Origin of the sequence: Fusibacter sp. 3D3 (genome assembly GCF_001748365.1) — a bacterium.
In the GTDB taxonomy this organism is placed as follows: domain Bacteria; phylum Bacillota; class Clostridia; order Peptostreptococcales; family Acidaminobacteraceae; genus Fusibacter_A.
The window spans coordinates 63,066-84,859 of record NZ_BDHH01000004.1; the positions used below are offsets into that span (position 1 = coordinate 63,066).

The following is a 21,794-nucleotide window of genomic DNA, read 5'->3' on the forward strand; positions in this document are numbered from 1 at the left end:
CTATTTAACTCAACATTTGATTGTAGTACCCTTGTTGCTGAATAAGACTTTCATGGCTACCCTGTTCTATAATCTGTCCTTCCTTTACAACGAGGATGAGATCAGCATCTCTAATGGTGCTCAGTCTATGAGCTATGATCACTGAAGTCCGCCCTTTTTGAAGTTCAGTCATGGCTTTTGTCACTTCTTTTTCAGTTTTTAAATCCACACTGCTGGTGGCTTCATCGAGGATTAAAATTTTAGGATTCGCCATGAGCGCTCTTGCAATGGTAATGAGCTGACGTTCTCCCTGACTGATGTTAAGCCCTCCAAAAGTCAGCTTGGTCTCATACTTATGAGGCAATTTATTAATCATCTCATGAACCCCAGTGAGCTTTGTGGCGGCTTTAATTTCAGCATCTGTGGCCTCTAATTTACCATACCGAATATTATCGTAGATAGAACCGCTGAAAAGATAGGAATCCTGTAACACAATGCCAAATTGGCTCAAGTAATGCGCATAGTCGTATTCTAATATATTTTTGCCATCCACGCGTATACGACCCGCATTTGCCTTGTAAAAATTAGAAAGCAAATTGACGATGGACGTCTTCCCAGCACCTGTTGGACCCACAATCGCCACACGCTGTCCCTTCATAAATTCAAAATTAATCGCTTTAAGGACGGGCACGTCAGATGCGTAGCTAAAGGACACCGCTTCAAACGCAATATGCCCTTCAACGGGTGTTCTTTCCTGGTTAGATGTTTTGATTGCCTCAACTTCATCTAATACTTCAAAGACCCGTTCTGCACCTGCTATAGCGGACATCAAACTGTTGTAGATAAATGCAAGTTCATTGAGGGGGCGTACAAACTGTCTTGAATAGGCAATAAAACTTGTCACCACACCCACCGTCACATGACCCTTAATCACCAAGTAACCACCAAATAGCCCCACCATCGAAAACGTCAAATTGTTGATGACATTCATCAGAGGCATGAGCAGCCCACTCCAGATTTGTGCCGATCGCCCATATTGATAAGCTTCTTGATTTGCTATTTTAAAGCGTTTGAGCATAGTGGCTTCATTGCCAAAGCTTTGGATGATGTCCAGTCCATAAACCGTTTCCTCCACCATGCCATTGATTTTACCAAGTGCTCTTTGTTGCCCTTTAAATTGATGAATCGTCTTTTTAGAAATCATCTTTGAAAGACCAAAAATAAGGGGCACACTGATGAGCACCGCCATCGCTAAAACGACATTAAGCCAAATCATCAAAAGGGTAATCCCCACAACCGTATAGAGGCTTGTGAGAAAAGTAATCGTCACCTGAGTTATAACACTGCTCACCGCATCGATATCATTTGTAAAACGACTCATGAGATCGCCGTGAGATCGTTTATCAAAATACTCAAGCGGCAATGATTCCATCTTTTCAAAAAGCTGAGTTCTGAGTTTATGAACGCTGTTTTGGGAAGCTTTTGTCACCATGAACTCACCCAACCAGTTTAAAAACGAAATCAGCACATAAATACAAAGTAGCATTAAAACCAGTTTACTGAGAAGTAACGTCTCTCTATCCAAAATGGCATCGGTGGCTCTCCCGATCAGATAAGGCACAGTGATCGTTCCAGTTGTGGCGATAAACACCATCATAACAGCTGCAATAAGGGCTTTTTTCTCGGAGATGAAAGTCCCCAAAAGTCTTTTAAAAGTCTCTTTAAGTGATTTCGGTCTCACTTTATTTCCAAACCGGCTTGAAGCTCTGGACATTCCATTCATATTGCCTTTTTTAGAACTTTGAGTCATGAGGCTCACCTCCATTCTTACCAATTTCCGCTTGGTATATGGCAAGGTAGGTATCGGATGTCTCAAGGAGTTCTGCATGAGTGCCAAACGCTTCAATCGCGCCGTTATTGAGTACGATAATGCGATCAAGGTCTATGACAGAACTTATCTTCTGAGCCACTATGATCAAGGTCAAATCTCCTAATTTTCTCAAATTGTGTTTAAGCGCTCTTTCCGTAAGCACATCCAGTGCACTGGTGGCATCGTCTAAGATCAATATTTTAGGCTTATGAATAATCGCTCTGGCTATGGCAAGACGTTGTTTTTCGCCACCCGATATATTGACACCATTTTTGCCGATGAGGGTTTCCAGTTGATTTGGCATATGTGCGATAAATTTTTCGGCCATGGCGCGTTCAAGCGCGTGCCACATGGCTTCATCTGAAGCATTTTCACAGCCATATCTTAAATTGTCTGCAACACTTCCTGAAAAAAGCATATTGTTTTGAGGTACATAAGCTATGGTCTCTTTTAGAAACACATTCGGGATTTGTGCCATATCGATATCACCAAGCCTGATTTCACCCGATGTCGGTTTGAGGATGCCATTAATCAGCCGGATCAACGTCGTCTTTCCCGATCCTGTACAGCCAAGTATGCCAATGCTCTGTCCATGTTCTATTCTAAAATTCAGATTTTTGAGTGTCTCTTCACCTTCACCAAATCGAAATGTAACTTCATCAAACGTCAAATGAAGGGCTTCAGGTATTTGATCCGCTTTGGATTCATCTACACTTTCATAAGAAAGCACCTCTGAAATTCTTGTAGCAGATGTTTTCGCCCTTACAAATACATTAAAAATACGTGTAATGATGGAGAGTGCAAAATAAAATTGGGTCATGTAATTGATAAAAGCCACAATTTCACCAATACCGATTTCTCCAGATTGAACCCAAGTATTCCCCCTATAGAGCACCACTACAATGGCCATATTGACCGCCAGTAAAATTACAGGACCAAACGCCGCCATAATCCGCATGGTTCTGGTGGTAATCTGTCTTAAATCATCACTGATGCGGTGAAATCTACTGTTTTCATACTCAAAACGATTGAAAGCTTTAACCGTTCGAATACCGCTTAAAAACTCCATGGTGCGCTGATTCAAACTGTCCAGCACACGTTGAATCCGAGCGTACAGGGGATAGCCTATCTTTAAATTGACATAGACAAGTGCAATCGCAAGTGGGATCACGGCAAGGTAGACCATTAAAAAACGCCGATTGAGATTTAAAACCATGATAAAACTGCCCATGACAAGTAGAGGCGCTTTAAGAAAAATTCTCATAAGGCCATTGATAAAAAGTTGAACTTGCGTCACATCACTGGTTAGCCTTGTAATTAGCGAACCTCTTTCCAAATTTTCCACTTTCAACATTGGAAAAGTCAGTAATTTTTCATAGAGCAATGCTCTCAGTTCCATGGCGATAGAAAACGAAACATTTGAAGATAGCCAATTGCGCATTAATGCACCGATCATGCCGATAAGTGTCATGCCAAGCATTAAACGCCCATAATGTGCGATGACTGCCCTATTTTCTAAAGCAATCCCTTGGTCTATCAGTTTGGACACCAATAGGGGCTGCATTAAATCAGAGCACGTTTCAAGTCCAAGAAATAACACAGCGAGTAAAAATGAACCCCAGTGTTTTTTTACAAATCGTCCATACACTTTCAATACAGTCACCTCATTGGTTAGAGTTAATGCGAAACTGACTTTTGACCCCCTAACCCTCATTAATATTCTAAACTTTTTGGTGTCTAATTGCTAATTGTTTTTGGAGACTAAAAAAGAACTTTGAGAAAATACAAGTGATCACAAAGGCAAATAGAGAATTTAAGATCAAAGACAAATGACATATGAGAAAGCCACTTTGAGTGAGATCTAAGGGGGTTTTTTCATTCGAAAATTTAACATAATATGGAATTTTGTGAATTGCAAAATGCTCTCGCATATGATATACTTCAATTTGTATAGCGCTGCAATTTAAACGTTTTATAGATAGTGTTATCTATACTGAATTAAATGAAGCACTTGAGAAATGAGCTCTAATAATTAAAAATACATTCCCATACAATCATGGTTTAATCGATACTAAATGGTCTGAGAGGAGAGAGGCTATGAAATCAGAAAGGCAGATAGAGTCCACTTTTATTGAAAAGCTTAAAGACTTAAAGTACACATATCGTGACGATATTAGAGATAAAGCATCTCTTGAGGCTAATTTTAAGCAACACTTCGAGAAACTAAATCGTGTTAAGTTAAGTCCTTCAGAATTTGCACGTCTCAAAGATAGTATTATTACCGCAGATGTATTCACTGCGGCTAAAACTTTACGAGAGATTAATACTTTTAAGCGTGACGATGATACACCGCTGCAATACACGCTCGTTAATATTAAAGACTGGTGCAAAAATGATTTTGAGGTGATCACTCAACTTAGGATAAATACGGAAAACAGCAATCATCGTTATGATGTTATTATACTTATAAATGGTGTTCCTATAGTACAAGTGGAATTAAAATCGCTTACGATTACGCCTAAAAAGGCAATGGAACAAATTGTAGATTATAAAAACGATCCAGGCAATGGTTACACCAACTCACTCCTTTGTTTTATACAGCTTTTTATTGTGAGCAATGAAACAAAGACGTATTATTTTGCCAATAATCACAAGGAACACTTCAGTTTTAATGCAGATGAAAGGTTCTTGCCCATATATGAATTTGCCGACGAGAAAAATGAAAAAATAACGAATCTTTATGAATTCTCAGATCGATTTTTACCAAAATGTACACTTGCTCAGCTCATCAGCCGATATATGGTGCTTGTTGTGAGCGAGCAAAAGTTAATGATTATGCGCCCTTATCAGATTTATGCTGTTAAAGCAATCATAGATTGCATTGCACAAAATCGAGGAAATGGATATATTTGGCATACCACTGGCAGTGGCAAAACCTTAACTTCCTTTAAAACATCTACACTTTTAAAGGATAATTCGAATATTGAAAAATGTCTATTTGTCGTGGATAGAAAAGATCTCGATAGACAGACCCGTTTAGAGTTTAATAAATTTCAAGAAGGCTGTGTTGAAGAAAATACAAATACTGAAAGTTTAGTTAGGCGACTCACCTCTGATGATTATAAAGATAAAGTCATCGTTACCACTATCCAAAAACTTGGACTTGCACTCAATGAAGATAGTAAAAGAAACCAAGAGAAAAAGAAAAAAGGCGAATTAACCTATAAAGAACGTTTGATGAAACTTAGTGACAACCGTATTGCTATTATTTTTGACGAATGCCACCGCTCTCAATTTGGTGATAACCATGATGCAATAAAGCGTTTTTTCCCAAAGGCTCAACTTTTTGGTTTTACTGGGACGCCTATTTTTGAAAACAACTCTACCTACAAGCAAATTGACGGCACTATTGGTTCTTATAGAACTACAAAAGATGTTTTTGAAAAAGAATTACATGCTTATACCATAACAAATGCGATTGATGATGGTAATGTTCTAAGGTTTCATATTGATTATTTTAAGCCTGATGATGTTATAAAAGCTGCAAAAGCAGACTCCACCATTAGCAAAAAAGCGGTTGTTGAAGCTATTCTAGCAAAACATAATGCCGCAACTTACAACAGACGTTACAATGCGCTTTTTGCTACAGCTCGTATTAATGATGCTATTGAATATTTTGAATTATTTAAAGAACTGCAAGCAGAACAAAAAAGGAGTGATGTTAACTTTAGCCCCCTTAATATTGCCTGTGTTTTTTCTCCACCTGCTGAAGGTAACAAGGATGTAAATCAACTCCAAGAAGACCTTATCCAAGAGAAGCTTGATAACGAACAAGAACCAGATATGAAAAAAGAAGCTCTTAGAGAGATTATTAAAAACTACAATGATGCATATGGTACAAACCACAGCATAAACGAATTTGACTTATATTATCAAGATGTGCAAAAGCGTATCAAAGATCAGCAATATACAAATGCAGACTACCCACACGAAAATAAAATTGATCTTACAATTGTTGTAGATATGCTTTTAACAGGGTTTGATTCGAAATATTTGAATACCTTGTACGTAGATAAAAATTTAAAACATCATGGTTTAATACAAGCGTTTTCAAGAACAAATCGTATTTTAAATCCTACTAAACCTTATGGAAACATAATTGATTTTAGAAGCCATGAGGACGAGGTTAATGAAGCTATAAAATTATTTTCAGGTAAAGAAAACAGTGAGAAGGTAAAGGAAATTTGGCTTGTTGATCCTGCGCCAATTGTTGTTGAAAAACTTGAAAAAGCGGTGTTGGCTCTTGAGAAATTCATGGCATCTCAAGGATTAGAGTGTAAACCAGAAAAAGTGAGTAATTTAAAAGGTGATACAGCACGTGCTGAATTTATTGATAAATTCAAAGAAGTGCAACGTCTTAAAACACAACTTGATCAATATACCGATATAAAAGAGGACGAAACCCATAAGATAGATGAATTGTTGCCAGAAGATATTTTACGTGCATTCCGAGGAGCATATATTGAAACTGCACAACAGTTAAAGTCACAGCAAGGAAAGGATTTAGACAATAAGGTTCCAGAAGTTGAACAGCTAGATTTTGAGTTTGTTCTATTTTCCTCTGCCATAATTGACTACGATTATATTATGGCGCTTATTTCTAAGTACACGCAATCTGATGTGCCAACAAAAGAAAAAATGACTAAAAAGGAATTAATCGACCTCATAGCCTCTACTTCTAACTTGATGGAAGAAAGAAAGGATATTGAAGAATATATTGACACCTTAGAAGCTGGCAAGGGGTTGGATGAAAAAGCTATAAGAGTTGGATATCAAAAATTCAAAGAAGAAAAAACCGTGACAGAGGTTGTTAAGATTGCATCAATGCATGGACTTAAGCCTTCAGATTTACAATCATTTATTAATGAAATTATTGACCGAATGATATTTGACGGTGAAAAATTAAGCGACCTTCTTGAGCCGCTTGATCTTGGCTGGAGAGATAGAACCCAGAAAGAACTGGAATTGATGGGTGATTTAATTCCACTTCTTAAAAAAATAGCAGGTGGTCGTGAGATTGTGGGGTTAAAAGCATATGAGTAAAAAAGAAAAAACAACATTAATGCCAAAATTGAGATTTCCAGAATTTAAGGCTAAAGATGACATTGTTTTTAGAAATGGAAATTTGATTTTTGAACCCATTAGTAATAAAAATCACAATTCCGATTTGCCAATACTTGCTATTACGCAAGAGTATGGCGCAATTCCTAGAAATCATATTGATTATAATGTATCTGTTACAGAAAAAAGCCTTGAAAGTTATAAAATTGTTGAAATAGGAGATTTTATAATAAGCCTGAGGTCCTTTCAAGGCGGTATAGAATACTCCATGTTTCACGGTATTTGCAGCCCTGCATATATCATTTTACGCAAAAAAGTTGATATAGTTGACCAATATTATAAGCATTATTTCAAGACAAATAGATTCATTCAAGATTTAAACAAGGACTTGGAAGGCATAAGAGATGGAAAAATGGTCAGTTACAGCCAATTTTCTTCCATTTTGATTCCAAAACCTGATAAAAAAGAACAACAAAAAATTGCAGACTGCTTATCTTCAACGGATGATCTTATCACTGTAGAAGCTAAAAAGCTTGATGCTCTTAAAAGACACAAAAAAGGATTGATGCAAAAGTTATTCCCTGCCGAGGGTAAAACTCTACCTCAGTGGAGATTTCCAGAGTTTGTGGATGATTGGAACAATGTCTCTCTAATTGATATTGTAGATAAAAAAATAAAGTGGAGTTTTACAGGAGGTCCATTTGGTTCAAATTTGAAATCTTCTGATTATACAAATGATGGTATACGTGTCATTCAACTTCAAAATATTGGAGACGGAAAATTTATTAATAATTATAGCATTTTCACTTCTAAAAAGAAAGCAGATGAACTTTTAAGTTGCAATATATATCCTAATGAAATTATAATGTCAAAAATGGGAGATCCAGTTGGCAGAGCGTGTATAGTTCCCAACGTCCATTCACGCTATTTAATGTGCTCAGACGGTATTCGTATTGTAGTTAATAAAGATATATATAATCTATATTTTATATATTCATTAATAAATTCTAGTACATTTCGTTCTATCATTGAAAATAATTCTACAGGCTCAACAAGGAAGCGTATTGCACTTGATTCTTTAAAAAATCTACAAATGACTGTTCCAAAAATAGAAGAGCAAGAAAAAATAGCGGACTGCCTGTCTAGCTTAGACAAACTTATCTCTGCACAAGTTGAAAAAATTGAAGCCCTAAAATTCCATAAAAAAGGTTTAACACAAGGGCTTTTTCCTTTTATTTTGGAGGTGAGTAAATGAGTTCTCAGCCTACAACAACTTCTTTTTCAGATTTAAACTCACTTTCAACTTATTTTAGAACGCTTTTAGATAGCAAAAAATATGTGCTCCTATTTGCCTACAACGGTACAGGGAAAACTAGACTTTCAGGTGTGTTTAAAGATATAGGGAAACAAACGAATTCTGAAACGGGTGCAAGTACAGCAGACACGCTTTATTATAATGCCTTTACGGAAGATCTTTTTTCATGGGAAAACGACTTAACTGGAGATGCCGATAGACATTTAATTCTCAATAGAAATTCTCGATTTTTTGATGGATTGAGAGATCTTGAAATGGAAAGTCGCATTCGCCCATTTTTGAGACGTTATGGTGATTTTGATTTTTTTATTAATTATGAAAAATGGACTATTAGTTTTTCTAGAGATGTAATAATAAATGGTAAAAGTGAAAAAATAGAAAATATTAAAGTGTCCCGCGGTGAAGAAAACATTTTCGTTTGGTGCTTTTTTCTTGCAATTTTGCAACTTGTAGTGGACCGAGAACAGGCATACAAATGGGTTAAATATGTTTACATTGATGATCCTATCTCTTCTTTAGATGACAACAACGCTATTGCGGTGGCCAGCCATCTAGCACAATTGTTAAAAAGCCAAGAAGAAATTAAAGTAGTTATATCCTCACATCATTCATTATTTTTTAATGTAATCTACAATGAGTTTAAAAAAATAAAAGGGAAAAATTATTTTTTTTCAAAAAACAAAGAAACAGATGAATTCTCAATTCAAGACACTGGGGATACACCATTTTTTAATCATGTTGCCTTAATCAAAGAGTTAAGTATAGCAGCAAATACTGGTAGACTTTATACTTATCACTTTAACATTCTGCGTAATATTCTCGAGAAGGCAGCATCCTTTCACGGTTTCAAAGACTTCACTGAATGTATTAAGCGTGATGAGTATGACGAAGACGGTATTACCTTTGCGAGATATGTGAATATATTAAGCCATGGAAACTACTCACTTTTTGAACCCATCGAAATGGTTGAAGATAACAAAGAAGTATTTAGAAAAATATTACAAGGATATATGGAATCCTATCGATTCAATCCTGAGTTATTTAGCGAAGAATAGAGGATAAAAATGAACGATAATCAACAAAAACAACTAGGTGCAACCCTATGGGGCATTGCCGATAAACTGCGTGGTGCAATGAACGCTGACGACTTCCGTGATTACATGCTATCGTTTCTTTTCTTGCGCTATCTTTCCGATAACTATGAGGAAGCTGCGAAGAAAGAACTTGGTAAGGATTATACACAATGCGAAGAAGAAATAAAGATCATCTGTCAAACTTATAAACAAGATGAGAAGATTGACATGCTAAAAGAACAGGTGGCAGATTATTTTTACCAACAGCAATCTGTAGATAAGGCAAAAAGGACGATCCCCGACGATCATTTGGCATTTTTAGAAACAAAAAAATTGACACCACTTGTGCTCTGGTATAGTAACAATTTAGATCAAGTCACTACATTTGAGAAGCAAATGCGTCGAAAAGTTCATTTTGTAATCAAGCCACATTATCTTTGGAGCAATATTTATGAATTAGCGCGTACACAAAGCAAACATCTTTTAAAGACCTTGCAAGCAGGTTTTAAGTTCATAGAAAACGAATCTTTTGATAGCACATTTCGTGGCTTATTTTCCGAAGTAAACCTTGATTCTGATAAACTTGGGAAAACTTATGATATTCGCAATACAATGATATGTTCCATTATAACTGAAATTGCTGAGGGGCTTTCAGAATTTCCTAATGAAAGTGATATCTTGGGAGATGCCTACGAATATTTAATCGGACAATTTGCATCGGGATCTGGTAAAAAAGCTGGAGAGTTTTACACACCTCAGCAAATTTCAACGATTCTCTCCCAGATCGTTACGCTTGACAGTCAAGATCCAAGTACAGGGAAAAAGAAATATCTTAAGAGGGTCCTTGATTTTGCATGTGGTTCAGGGTCGCTACTCATCAATGTCAGAAAACAGCTCGGATCAAATTCTATTGGACAGATATACGGGCAGGAAAAAAATATTACGACTTATAATCTAGCACGTATGAATATGTTGCTCCACGGATTAAAAGATTCAGAATTCCAGATTTTTCACGGTGATTCACTACTGAATGATTGGGATATTTTAAATGAGATGAATCCCGCAAAAAAACTTGAGTATGATGCAGTAGTTGCAAATCCGCCCTTTAGCTATCGATGGGAGCCAAACGATACCTTAGCAGAGGATTTTCGTTTTAAAGGTTATGGTCTTGCACCAAAATCTGCAGCTGACTTTGCATTTTTATTACACGGCTTTCACTTTTTAAGTGACGAGGGGACGATGGCAATTATCCTACCACACGGTGTTCTCTTCCGTGGTGGTGCCGAAGAAAAAATCAGAACAAAGCTTATAAAGGATGGCAATATTGATACCGTCATCGGTTTACCTGCTAATCTATTTTTCTCTACTGGTATTCCAGTCTGCATTCTTGTTCTAAAAAAGTGCAAGAAATTTGACGATGTGTTATTTATCAACGCAAGCGATGATTACAACAAAGGTAAACGCCAAAATATTCTTTTACCAGAACATATTGATAGAATCATTGAGACCTATCAATATCGAAAAGAAGATGATCAAAAATATTCTCGCCGTGTTTCAATGGCAGAAATCGAGAAACATGATTTCAACTTGAATATTTCCAGATATGTCAACACCGCAGCTGATGAAGAAATCATCGACATTAATAAAGTAAATGAAGATTTATCTGCCATTGAAGAAAACATCAAAAAAGCTAAGGCAAACCATAATCAATTTTTAAAAGCGCTAGGATTGCGTGAACTCCCATAACCCATAAAAAAAGCGGACAGCTGTAGCTGTCCGCCTAAACACTAACCTAATCTAAAGTTTTGTATCCTAAACTGACGCTCAAAACTGGTATAATCTGTGAAATAAACGGTTGCACAGCCTGGATGCTTCGCATCACTGTCTTCTTTACCTTCTATAAATCGATGATTGCCAAAGGCAGGTCCAATTATCATGCTGCTGGATGCGTTGCTCACCTCTACCATGCCCTCTTTGATCACCAATGCTTCTGAACCCGTCACGTGGATCGCCATGTGTTCTGTTTCGATGGTTTCAATCCCTGCAAGTGCCATTTCCACTCTAAAAGGCGCTTGATCGGGGCCATCCACTTTTATTCGTACATCCACACTTGTCTCTATCGGTGTCACCCATACTGTAAGGTTCAAGGTCGGTCCCGCTTTGATTTCACGTTTGCTGTGATCCATTGCCCACCAATCCGCAGTCGCCTGTGCGGTTTTAAACGGAAGATAGTACCAGCCCTTCATCTGTTGAGACAGTTTAAACGTTTTGCCCTCTATCAGTTCAATTTGATCAGGCTTAAACCCTCTGTGTTCAAAATAACTGCCACTTAATTTCAGCTCAAGTGTTATACTGCCGTTATTAAAATAAAGGAAATTTGACTTGTCCTTAAGCACGGTTAAACTGATATCTTTATTCAAATATCTGCCAATGCCAGACGCCTGATAATAATGAACACTTTCCTGAACTTCATAAACACCTTCAACTTCGCCTTCGCCTTCAATTTCGCCTTCGATGCATTCGGGATGATTCATAAAATGAATCAAGAAATCGGGTGCCGTGATCTGTTTTTCTGCCACAATCGCCATGATCTTGTTTGCCATTCTTAAGAATTCAGGCTTATGATATTTTTGCCCCAAATAGAGATACTGCCAGTAGTAATATTTAGGATATACCTTGGCATCCTTGTCAAATCGGGTCGAATTGGCAGTGAAAACGCTACCATCAGGCTCTATATATGTGAGCATCATCTGGAGATTCTTGAGCGCATAAGCTTCGTAAGAGGGGTCGCCCGTAGCTTCTGTGAGCCAGATCATGGCGTCGTTGTTGATGCGGTTGTAATTGCCAGCGGACCTTTCTGCAAATTCACCATCCGCATTGCAATCTATGCCCTCAATGAGATAACTGTCCATCGCAGATTTCATGGCTTCATCCTTAAATAGGTTTGCGCAGATGCCTAAAACCGATGCAATTGCCCAGCGGTGATTCGGGGTGTGAAACCCGCCTTCGAGGAGACCATATGCCCCTTTTTTAATAATCACCTCTAGCATTTTGTAGAGTGGTTCTTGATTTTTAACAGAGCGCTCCACGCTGAGGTATTGATAGACCGGTAATAACTTTTTAAGACAAAAAGCGGTATCTGGTGCGGAATCAAAATTGCATGTTACATAATCGAACAACCCATTTTCTCGTTGTACAGACGCCACATAAGTGAGGCCTAATACCATACTTTTATAAACGGTCTCGTCATTATAGTAATCAGAAGCTTCATGGCAATAGACCATCGCCAGTTTTGTGATTTCATAGATGCTATTCTTAGCTTGAATGACATGATGCGGATTCCTAAAGCCGCCGTAAAAGGGGCTTTCCACATCTAGAACTTGCTTGTACATGGCTTTTTGGGCCCTTCTATTGGCCTCCTGTAAAATCATTTGATAATGTTTATACATATGCGTTTGATACCTCCTATCCCGATTTAACGTTGTAATAAGGCGCTATAAACTTTTTATTTTTCTGACCCTTGTGTGTGAAATCACTTCATTTTGAGCAAGATGGTCTTGATTTCAAAAGGTCTAAATTCTAGCGGTATTCGGTTCTGTGACATTTCAAGGGATGCCACAGGGCGCTCCACAAGATTGACCTGTTCGGCTGATTTAATCTGTGGCGGCACTTTAAGAAAAGTCCGTGCCTGTTTTCCTTTTGCCTCGTATAGGCGCGCAACAATTGCATTTTCAAATGTTTCAGAAGGTTTTAATGCTTCAACCACAATATGATCTGCTAAGCCCTCAAAATAAGATTGACCGCCCTGCGTGCTCAACCCTTCGGCCACTACTAGCGGATAATTCAAGTCATAACCTTCTTGAATCACATCACTTGCGTCAAATGTACCTCTGTAGGGGTATAACGCGTATACAAAGTGATGCGTCCCAAGATCGGCTTCCATATCTGGAATGACGGGTGCCTTTAGGAGTGTGAGCTGTATGGTATGCCTCTCAAAGCTCAAGCCATACTTCCCGTCGTTGAGCAATGCAAGTCCATGGCTGTTATCCGCTATGACACAATACTTGTGATGCCAGACCTCATAGTGGTCTTTCTCAAACTGGCGTGACTTGTGAAGTGGTCTTTTGATATAGCCAAATTGGATATCACAGATGGCTTCTTGAGCATAGAGGTTCGCTGGAAAAGCCACTTTTAGTAATTTGTGACGCTCTTTCCAATCTATTGTAGTCTGAAATTCAAGCCGCCTTGCACCTCTTTTTAATAAAATTTCTTGACTGAGCAGAGAATTGTTGAGTTGCCTTTCCACAGAAACCCCAACACAGCCCTCACGCCTAATTACTTTTATTTCCGCTTTTTCACTGAGTTTTACGGGCATTTCCTTGGCCATAATCTCCAATTCCCAAGCATCATAAACCCCGTTTACATCTTTATACATGATGAAATCATTGCCTGGTGCTGATAGCCATTCACCCTCTTGCGGTTTGCCCTCTTTTTTATCTTTGAGGCTGATCACTCTACCCGTATGGTCAATCAAGGCGAGGATCGCATTGTTTTCTAAATAAAAGCCCGCCTCTACTGCTGTGACACACATCTCTTCATCAAGGTACGCAGACATTGCCGCTTTAGGCATTTCAATTTGACCACAAGCTGGAATCACATGACCTTCATAAGTTCTTTCAAAACTAAGCGCATTATAGAGCATTTGTACAGGTTCCTTGCCTTTGCAACGTTTCCTCAGAAGATCGTGGAGAAGCGCTTTACTCTCCTCTATAACACGTTTAAAGTCATTTTCAGCTTCTTCGTGTACCCTACGGATAGAAGTCCCAGGTAAAATATCATGGAAGGTATTGAAGAGCAACAAAGACCACAATTCGTGTAACTTTTCTTTAGTCCCATCCTCTAGATTGCCGTTTTCCATCAGATAAATGCTTGCCCAAAATTCAGCTTCTCTAAGGGCTACTTCTGCTTTCCTAAGGCCCATCTTCATCGCCGCTTGAGAGGTATAAGTGCCCCTATGCCAAGCTAAATAAAGTTCACCGGTGTAAATGTTTTGAACATCGCTTTCTGCAATGCGTTCAAAAAAGTGGATCGGGCTCTCCATCACGCATTTAGGAGCACCTTCAAGGTCTTTGAGTCTTCGGTACATCTCCAACATATCCCGTGTTGGACCACCGCCCCCATCGCCAAACCCAAAAGGAAATAGCATGCTATCGATATCCTCTGTTTGATTTCGATCCTTTTCCCAACGCTCAATGAGCAATTTGGGTTCAAGACGTGCGTTGTTTTTCTTGTAGAGGTGACTCAATACTTTGCTGCCATCAATCCCCTCCCACCAGAAGAGATTATAGGGAAAGGGTTCTGTCTCTGGATCAGCTCTGAGTAATTTTTGGGTCGCAAAATAGGGGATGTCACAGCCTTTCATGATCTGTGGAAGCGCAGCTGAAAACCCAAATGTATCTGGCATCCAAGCCATCTTCGTCTCTACACCATATTCACTTTGGAACCACTGCTTACCCCATAAAAACTGGCGGATCAGCGTCTCTCCAGAAGGCAAATTACAATCCCCCTCCACCCAGAGACCACCTTCTGGTATAAAGCGGCCTTCTTCTACTTTCGCCTTAACACGACTGTATACTTCTGGATAGTATTGTTTTAAATATTCTAAAATAGGGGGTTCGCAGAGCAAGAACTGGTACTCTTCATAGCGTTCCATGAGCCTCAATTGATTGGCATAAGTCCTAGCACTCTTTCTTTTGGTTTCCTCAACTGGCCATAGCCAAGCTAAATCCAAATGCGATTGGCCAAATACACTCATGGTGGGTGTCGTCGAACCATTCACACAGGTTAATAACGCCGTTAAACAAGCTCTCGCCTCTATGATACTCGCTTCTCGAGCCACAGGATCAAGCTCAAAATCAGCTTTATAGGTGAATGCTTTTAAGCCCTTTTCTATTTTCATCGCTCTTAAAGCGTGCTCTGGCAGTGACTGTAATATCTGATAAAGCACTTCATAATCGATCCACGCTTGGTAGATGGCTTCATGCCAAATGCCCACCGTCGAACATTGGATGCACACTTGATGCGCCGTTACTTCTGGCACTGGTGTCACTGTCATAGGATATGGACCGCCATTTTCTAGTCTAGGTCCATGACCGGCATAAGCTTCTGCTGCAATCTCAAAGACTTCTCCTGCCTTGGCACAATCCGTTAAAATAAGGGTCTTGTGCTGCCCATCTATGGCACTCGCCACTTCCCCATTGATCCAAACCAGCATCTCTGGACCGACGCCAATGCGCATGACAACAGGTTGTCCAATCAGATCATCACAGATCTGAACGCGTGTGAAAAACCATCCGTATTCCCATTTATCGCCCCAGGAAGTCCCCGATGACATGGGGATTCTCTTTTGCTTTCTAGCATTTTCAAATGACAAGTGCTCAAAAGTCGTAAACCCTTCAAATTCAACGTCGAGCAAAGGCGTATAAAAATACTTTTGAAGTTCTTCTGACCACATTTGAAGTCTCTGACGCCATTGTCTTCCTAGATTCATGTCCATCTCCTATTCTTTTTTTTGCCATTCAAATAAAAACAATATCGCCAGCGCCTGTCCATAAGGCATGGGTTTGAGTTCAATGTTCTTATAAAAGTCTTTTGAGTCACGCCCCATGGCGGTGCCATAGGAGACTTGATTTACAACGCCATCATCGTCAATATAATCTAAAATCGGTTCTAATGCTCTTTCTGCAAGTTCGAGATTTGAAGGTTCTATTAGATCCATTTCAAGTGCTCTGAGTATCCCATATGCAAAACCACAGGTCGCACTGGATTCTACATAGGAAGTTTTATCGTCCACGATGGTATGCCACATGCCATTTGGATTTTGATGTTCTTTTAAACTCGCCACTTGGTTGATCAAGGTCTGCTTTAAATACCGTTTTATAGAAGCATCGCAATCCACCATGCTTAAAAACTCAGGTATGACCATTGTGATCCAGCAGTTGCCTCTACCCCAAAAGACTTCTGTAAAATTGTTGTTGCCATTAAAAGTCCAACCATGATAAAAAAGACCCGTCTCTTTATCTTGCAAATATTTAATGTGAAGTAAGAATTGGTATTGTGCTTCATCCACATAGACTTTTTGATCCAAAATTCTGCCCATATTGGCTAAAAAGAGTACGGTCATAAAAAGGGTATCATCCCAAAGTTCCTGATCGTTCACCGTATCAGAAGTCATATGCTGAAATCCAGCATCTTTGGTCCTGGGGAAATGCTCTAAAATCCATTTTGCACTTGCCTTACACGGCTTCATGTACTTCTCTTCCCCTGTATATTCTGCCAAAAAAGAGAGTGCCAAAAAAGGCGCCACAGTATTCACATTTAATGCTGGAAACCCCTTCTCCAGTTGACGGTCATAGTACTTTGTCAACAAATCAAGGTATTTCACTTCTTTAGTTTGCTCAAAAATTTTCCATATCCCGTAGAGGCCAACCCCTTGAGGCCATTCCCAATATTGATACTTGCTCAAATCATCATTTGCTAAACTGTTATCCTTCATGTTCTCCATAAATATGGTATCGTCCAAATATAGAATATCACAAAAGGCATCAATTAATTTTTCGATTTTTTGTTCTATATATGTTTTTGTTACATCCATCATGAAACCTTCTTTCTGCTTAAATATTCAACTGCCCATTTAATTTTTCCAGCAAAGGCATTAATGCCTCTGGCGATTTAACGGTATAATCTGGCGTCCAATCCGTCTCTTCCACTTCATGAAAATATCTTGGAGACCAGTCCATCCATATGGAAACTAGGCCATATCGATTTGCCCCAGCGATATCTTTTTTAAGATTATTGCCCACCATTACAATGCGCTGTTTGTCTACATCCATTAAATGCATTGCCGTCATAGCGGCATCGAACATCGGTCTTTCAGGTTTTTGAACCCCTACTTTTTCAGAGACGACCCAGCCTTCAAAACAGTTTCTTAGCCCATTCCCCTCATATACATTTTTAAAGGAATCCCATTCCCCATCTGCCACAAGACAAACGCGATAGCCTTCTCTTTGAAGCGCCTTAAGCAACGCTTTAGCCCCTTCATAGAGTTCAGCTTCAAGCACGATGCCTTTTTCATCATAGACTTGAGTACTTTCATCGATGAGCGTATCGCCACTATCTATAAATACAATTAGACGCTTTTCCATTATGACCTCCTAGCCCTTTACATTCTCTGCCTGCGTATAATCCAATATACTTTTAAGTTTTAATTCCTTTACAAAATGACATGCCACGTAATGCTCTTCTGAAACCATTTGAAGCACAGGCACTTCTACTTTACATTTTTCCTGACAATAATGGCAACGCGTGTGGAAGTAGCATCCAGTCGGCGGATTTGCAGGGTTCGGAATTTCGCCTTGTAGTTGAATGCGTTCCATGACAATGTCAGGATCTGCTATGGGTACTGCTGACAGCAATGCCTCTGTATAGGGATGCCTCACTTGTTCAAACAATTTTGTTGTAGGTGCAAATTCCACCATCTTACCCAGATACATCACCCCAACTCTATCCGAAATATATTCCACCACGGATAAGTCATGGCTGATAAACAAGTACGTTAAATTCATATCGCGTTGCAAATCCTTAAGCAAGTTGATCACTTGCGACTGAATCGACACATCCAGTGCTGAAACCGCTTCATCACAGACGATCACTTCGGGTTTTAGTACTAAGGCTCTGGCGATGCCAATACGTTGCCTTTGTCCACCTGAAAACGCATGTGGATAACGTTTAAGGTAAGTCACGTTTAAGCCCACTTTTGAAGCAATATCAATGACCATTTCTTCAACTTTATCATAGGAGAGTTTAGGATAATTCGCTATAATAGGTTCCTTGATGATATCAAATACGGTCATTCTCGGATCCAATGAAGAATAAGGATTCTGGAAAATCATTTGAATTTCTTTGCGCAGTGTCTTCATCGTTTTCCGATTGACGTTTAGAAAATCAAAATCTTTGCCTTCCTTATTGGTATAGATCACATGACCGTCTGTAGCGGTTACCGCTTTTACAATGCAGCGCCCAAGTGTGGTCTTGCCACATCCAGATTCGCCCACGATCCCTATGGTTTCGCCTTCGTAGACATCAAAGCTCACATCACTGAGCGCATGAACAGTTGTCTTTTTGGAGGGGAAATCTTTCGTTAAATTTTGAATTTGAAGTATCTTTCTACTCATGCTTTGCCTCCTCGTGCTCACAAGCAAAACAAGCCACAAAATGACCTTCGCTTTTTTCTCTTAATTCCGGTTGTTTTTGATTACAAATCCCTTTAATCTTCTTTGGGCATCGATCATAAAAACCACAGCCTTTAGGCAAATTAAGGGCAAGTGGTACTGTCCCTTCAATGGAATAAAGCCTCTTTTCACGACTCGTCCCGATTCTATGAACGGACCCGAGCAACCCGTTTGTATAAGGATGGAGGGGCGTCTTGTAAAGCGAACGAACAGGTGCAAGCTCTACAATTTTACCAAGGTACATCACTGCAACGCGGTCGCACATTTTGGCAACTGTTCCGAGATCATGTGTGATGAATAAAATGGACATCCCCATTTCTTTTTTAAGATTGTTCATAAGGTCAAGGATTTGGGCTTGAATGGTCACATCAAGCGCCGTGGTGGGTTCGTCTGCTATGAGCAGTTTGGGACCACTTACTAGAGACATGGCGATCATCGCTCTTTGTAACATACCGCCAGAGAATTCATGAGGATATTGATCATATCGCTTACTCGCATTTGCAATGCCCACTTTCTCCATCATCTCTATGGACAACGCTTTTGACTTGACTTTATCCTTTGTCACATGAAGCCTTGTACATTCATTTATTTGATTGCCTATGGTATAAAGAGGCGAAAACGCAACAAGCGGTTCCTGAAAGATCATAGAGATCTCTTTGCCTCTAATTTTCTTGATTGCCTTGCCGTTTGGATTCAATTTAAGCATGTCAACAGACTTTTCCGGATTCAGTTGAAACAAAATCTCCCCTTTGGAATTACATTTTTTGTTATTTATGCCTAGAATAGACTTGCTCGTCAAACTTTTACCACAGCCTGATTCCCCCACAAGTCCAAGCGTTTCATTGCGCTTGATATCCAGCTGAACGCCTCTGACAACATTTAAAGTGCCTTCATCAATTTTAATATCAATGGTTAAATCCTTCATTTGAAGAATCGTATCTATTGTATTCATATGAACCTCTTTCAATTCTGAAATCTTGTTGTTCCTTATTTATAAGGATCTGCTGCATCTCTCATACCATCACCTAAGAAGTTAAACGCCAGAACTGTAACAATAACGGCGATCAAAGGAATCAAACGCCATGGATATTGTGCCACACTGTTAATATCTTGTGTTTCTTTAAGCAATACACCCCAACTTGTAGCTGGTGAACGCATACCAAGGCCCAAAAAGCTCATGGAGGTCTCTCCAATAATCATGTTGGGAATTCCCAGTGTCAAGTTGACAATGAGGTAACTCATAAAACCAGGGACCATATGTTTGAGGATGATCTTCATATTGCTCACCCCAGCAATCCGTGCGGCTACAATATAGTCTTCATTCTTCAGTGCATAAAACTGACCTCTTACAACCCTTGCAAGCCCAGTCCATGAAATCAGAGAAATAATCATCGTGATCATCAAGTACATTTGTGCCACAGGGATATCTGGTGGTATTGCCGCAGAAAGCGCCATCCAGAGCGGAATCGTCGGGAGTGCTGATAAAACTTCTATCACCCTTTGGATCACATTATCCACCATTCCGCCAAAATACCCAGATATGCCCCCTAGAAAAACCCCTAAAACAAAACTGATCAGAGTGCCTACAAAGGGAATGGTCAAAGAAATTTGGCTTCCAATGAGTACTCTCGAAAACAAATCATTGCCTAAATTGTCCCCACCGAATAGTAAAATTCTTGGAGGCTCTTCATCGCCTATGGCTTCTGTCCCAAATAAATGCACATCGCTTGGAATTATACCAAAGAGTCTATACGGTTTTCTCTTGACAAAAAACTTGAGGGGGTACATGACACTTGTATCTTCTTCCCATTCTCTTTTAAAGGTTTCTTTATTCATGGTATAACTCATCTTATAAACATGTGGGCCAACAAATGCGCCCTCTTTCATCCAATGAATGGCTGTCGGTGTCGCATTTTTATAATCACTGCTAAAATCTTCAAGACCATAAGGGGCCAAAAAGTTAGCAAATAACGCTGTTGTGTAGAGGATACCCAGTACAATCATACTGGTTACGGCCAGCTTATGAGCCATGAGCTTCTTCCGAATCAGCGTCCATTGTGATGCCAAATAATAAGATTCTTCCGATTTTTCTTTTTTCTTAAATAGACTCATAACCTACCCCTTTCTATCAAATCTAATTCTTGGATCTAACCACGCTAGCGCTAAATCTGAAAGCAGTGTTCCAATAACCACGAGGACTGCTTGTACAAGGAGAATCGTCCCAGCGAGATACATATCTTGACTTTTTAACGCTGCATAGAGCACCGGCCCTTGAATCGATAAATTCATAACGATGGCTGAGATCGTAGAACCTGAAAAAATATTAGAGAGCGCTTTAGCGAGGCCACTTGCAACCGGATTGAGCACTGCTCGCAAACAATATTTATAAACAATAACATATTCAGGTAAACCTTTCGCTCGAGCTGTCAATGTGTATTGTTTGGTCTGTTCATCCAACATTTGACCTCTCACAGTTCTAATAATGCCTGCAGTTCCAGCAGTTCCAATGACAATAGTTGGAATAATCATCCTCTGTAAAAATTCACCAAAATTATAGAGATGAACCCCTTCCTGAAGCATTTCAGTTGAAAACAGGCCGAGCAAGGGATCTCCTGTCCACTTAAAGGAGACGTACATCAGTATAATCGCCAATAAGAAATTGGGTGTTGCCATGCCTAAAAACCCCAGAGCTGTGAAAAAGTAATCTCCTACAGAATACTGATGCAAAGCACTGTAGAGTCCGATCGGTATGGATACCAAATAAGTGAAAATCAAAATCGTGAGTGAAACGATAATGGTCAAGACCAGTCGATCCATTATAACGCTCCATACAGGTCTTGCATAAGCAAAGGAATAACCAAAATCCCCTTTTGTAATAATTTTTTCCATCCAATTGAAGTACTGAACAAGCCAAGGCTGATCAATACCGTATTGAGTTCTCAAATCCGCTACATCTTGTGCTGTAAAAACTTCTCCTTCTGCCTGCATTCTCGCCACATAACTGCTTACAAAGTCTCCCTCTGGCAATTGAATGATAAAAAATATGACAAAAGATATGATCAAGACTGTAGGAATGAATAAAAAAATCCTTTTTATTGTATACTTCAGCATCTTGCATTTCCCTTTCAATATAAATTTTGAGGATC

General features: G+C 39.2%; 14 protein-coding genes. 4 read left to right on the forward strand and 10 right to left on the reverse strand.

All coding sequences use genetic code 11. The annotated features are described in order from the left end of the window. Positions 1-4 precede the first annotated feature (4 nt). Together F3D3_RS06065 and F3D3_RS06070 are read right to left on the reverse strand one after the other, a co-directional pair. Positions 5-1,789 (reverse strand): ABC transporter ATP-binding protein, encoded by a 1,785-nt coding sequence (locus tag F3D3_RS06065; RefSeq protein ID WP_175438312.1) that lies wholly within the window; start codon positions 1,787-1,789, stop codon positions 5-7. Beyond that, a complete protein-coding gene (locus F3D3_RS06070) occupies positions 1,773-3,497 on the reverse strand; it encodes an ABC transporter ATP-binding protein (RefSeq protein WP_242877103.1) in 1,725 nt (574 codons plus the stop codon). Before F3D3_RS06070 ends, F3D3_RS06065 begins: the two co-directional genes overlap by 17 nt. A gap of 449 nt (positions 3,498-3,946) precedes the next feature. Between F3D3_RS06070 and F3D3_RS06075 the strand changes: the two genes are divergently transcribed. The 4 genes from F3D3_RS06075 to F3D3_RS06090 are packed head-to-tail and all read left to right on the forward strand — an operon-like array spanning position 3,947 to position 11,104. Beyond that, on the forward strand, positions 3,947-6,952 hold the full coding sequence (locus F3D3_RS06075; protein WP_069872162.1) for a type I restriction endonuclease subunit R: 3,006 nt from the start codon (positions 3,947-3,949) through the stop codon (positions 6,950-6,952). After that, positions 6,945-8,225 carry a restriction endonuclease subunit S gene (locus F3D3_RS06080; RefSeq protein WP_069872164.1) on the forward strand — a complete coding sequence of 427 codons (1,281 nt, stop codon included), beginning with the start codon at positions 6,945-6,947 and terminating at the stop codon, positions 8,223-8,225. The genes F3D3_RS06075 and F3D3_RS06080 overlap by 8 nt, the downstream gene beginning before the upstream one ends. Next, positions 8,222-9,340: an AAA family ATPase gene (locus F3D3_RS06085; protein WP_069872165.1), complete on the forward strand. Its 1,119-nt coding sequence runs from the start codon at positions 8,222-8,224 to the stop codon at positions 9,338-9,340. Before F3D3_RS06080 ends, F3D3_RS06085 begins: the two co-directional genes overlap by 4 nt. A 9-nt stretch (positions 9,341-9,349) precedes the next feature. Beyond that, positions 9,350-11,104, forward strand: coding sequence for a type I restriction-modification system subunit M (locus F3D3_RS06090; protein WP_069872167.1), 1,755 nt, complete (start codon positions 9,350-9,352; stop codon positions 11,102-11,104). Between the two features lie 41 nt (positions 11,105-11,145). Here the strand turns inward: F3D3_RS06090 and F3D3_RS06095 are convergent, their stop codons facing one another. From F3D3_RS06095 to F3D3_RS06130, 8 genes are all read right to left on the reverse strand, one after another. Further along, on the reverse strand, positions 11,146-12,807 hold the full coding sequence (locus F3D3_RS06095) for a hypothetical protein (protein ID WP_069872169.1): 1,662 nt from the start codon (positions 12,805-12,807) through the stop codon (positions 11,146-11,148). Between the two features lie 83 nt (positions 12,808-12,890). Continuing rightward, on the reverse strand, positions 12,891-15,908 hold the full coding sequence (locus F3D3_RS06100) for a glycoside hydrolase family 38 C-terminal domain-containing protein (protein ID WP_069872171.1): 3,018 nt from the start codon (positions 15,906-15,908) through the stop codon (positions 12,891-12,893). 9 nt (positions 15,909-15,917) lie between these two features. Continuing rightward, positions 15,918-17,015, reverse strand: a complete 1,098-nt coding sequence (locus F3D3_RS06105) for a glycoside hydrolase family 105 protein (protein ID WP_069872173.1) — start codon at positions 17,013-17,015, stop codon at positions 15,918-15,920. A 16-nt stretch (positions 17,016-17,031) separates the two neighbouring features. Further along, positions 17,032-17,562 (reverse strand): HAD family hydrolase, encoded by a 531-nt coding sequence (locus F3D3_RS06110; protein ID WP_069872175.1) that lies wholly within the window; start codon positions 17,560-17,562, stop codon positions 17,032-17,034. Between the two features lie 9 nt (positions 17,563-17,571). Then, positions 17,572-18,591 carry an ABC transporter ATP-binding protein gene (locus F3D3_RS06115; RefSeq protein ID WP_069872176.1) on the reverse strand — a complete coding sequence of 340 codons (1,020 nt, stop codon included), beginning with the start codon at positions 18,589-18,591 and terminating at the stop codon, positions 17,572-17,574. Continuing rightward, positions 18,584-19,600: an ABC transporter ATP-binding protein gene (locus F3D3_RS06120; RefSeq protein ID WP_069872178.1), complete on the reverse strand. Its 1,017-nt coding sequence runs from the start codon at positions 19,598-19,600 to the stop codon at positions 18,584-18,586. Before F3D3_RS06120 ends, F3D3_RS06115 begins: the two co-directional genes overlap by 8 nt. A 35-nt stretch (positions 19,601-19,635) precedes the next feature. Beyond that, positions 19,636-20,760: an ABC transporter permease gene (locus F3D3_RS06125; RefSeq protein WP_069872180.1), complete on the reverse strand. Its 1,125-nt coding sequence runs from the start codon at positions 20,758-20,760 to the stop codon at positions 19,636-19,638. Positions 20,761-20,763: 3 nt separating this feature from the next. Next, positions 20,764-21,759, reverse strand: coding sequence for an ABC transporter permease (locus F3D3_RS06130; RefSeq protein ID WP_069872181.1), 996 nt, complete (start codon positions 21,757-21,759; stop codon positions 20,764-20,766). Positions 21,760-21,794: the final 35 nt, after the last annotated feature.

What these genes read in the sequence shown, in the direction of transcription:
- F3D3_RS06130 (WP_069872181.1), bottom strand. Translation starts at nt 21,759, where the DNA reads ATGCTGAAGTATACAATAAAAAGGATTTTTTTATTCATTCCTACAGTC.
- F3D3_RS06080 (WP_069872164.1), top strand. Translation starts at nt 6,945, where the DNA reads ATGAGTAAAAAAGAAAAAACAACATTAATGCCAAAATTGAGATTTCCA.
- F3D3_RS06105 (WP_069872173.1), bottom strand. Translation starts at nt 17,015, where the DNA reads ATGATGGATGTAACAAAAACATATATAGAACAAAAAATCGAAAAATTA.
- F3D3_RS06065 (WP_175438312.1), bottom strand. Translation starts at nt 1,789, where the DNA reads ATGACTCAAAGTTCTAAAAAAGGCAATATGAATGGAATGTCCAGAGCT.
- F3D3_RS06100 (WP_069872171.1), bottom strand. Translation starts at nt 15,908, where the DNA reads ATGAATCTAGGAAGACAATGGCGTCAGAGACTTCAAATGTGGTCAGAA.
- F3D3_RS06090 (WP_069872167.1), top strand. Translation starts at nt 9,350, where the DNA reads ATGAACGATAATCAACAAAAACAACTAGGTGCAACCCTATGGGGCATT.
- F3D3_RS06110 (WP_069872175.1), bottom strand. Translation starts at nt 17,562, where the DNA reads ATGGAAAAGCGTCTAATTGTATTTATAGATAGTGGCGATACGCTCATC.
- F3D3_RS06085 (WP_069872165.1), top strand. Translation starts at nt 8,222, where the DNA reads ATGAGTTCTCAGCCTACAACAACTTCTTTTTCAGATTTAAACTCACTT.
- F3D3_RS06120 (WP_069872178.1), bottom strand. Translation starts at nt 19,600, where the DNA reads ATGAATACAATAGATACGATTCTTCAAATGAAGGATTTAACCATTGAT.
- F3D3_RS06095 (WP_069872169.1), bottom strand. Translation starts at nt 12,807, where the DNA reads ATGTATAAACATTATCAAATGATTTTACAGGAGGCCAATAGAAGGGCC.
- F3D3_RS06075 (WP_069872162.1), top strand. Translation starts at nt 3,947, where the DNA reads ATGAAATCAGAAAGGCAGATAGAGTCCACTTTTATTGAAAAGCTTAAA.
- F3D3_RS06115 (WP_069872176.1), bottom strand. Translation starts at nt 18,591, where the DNA reads ATGAGTAGAAAGATACTTCAAATTCAAAATTTAACGAAAGATTTCCCC.
- F3D3_RS06125 (WP_069872180.1), bottom strand. Translation starts at nt 20,760, where the DNA reads ATGAGTCTATTTAAGAAAAAAGAAAAATCGGAAGAATCTTATTATTTG.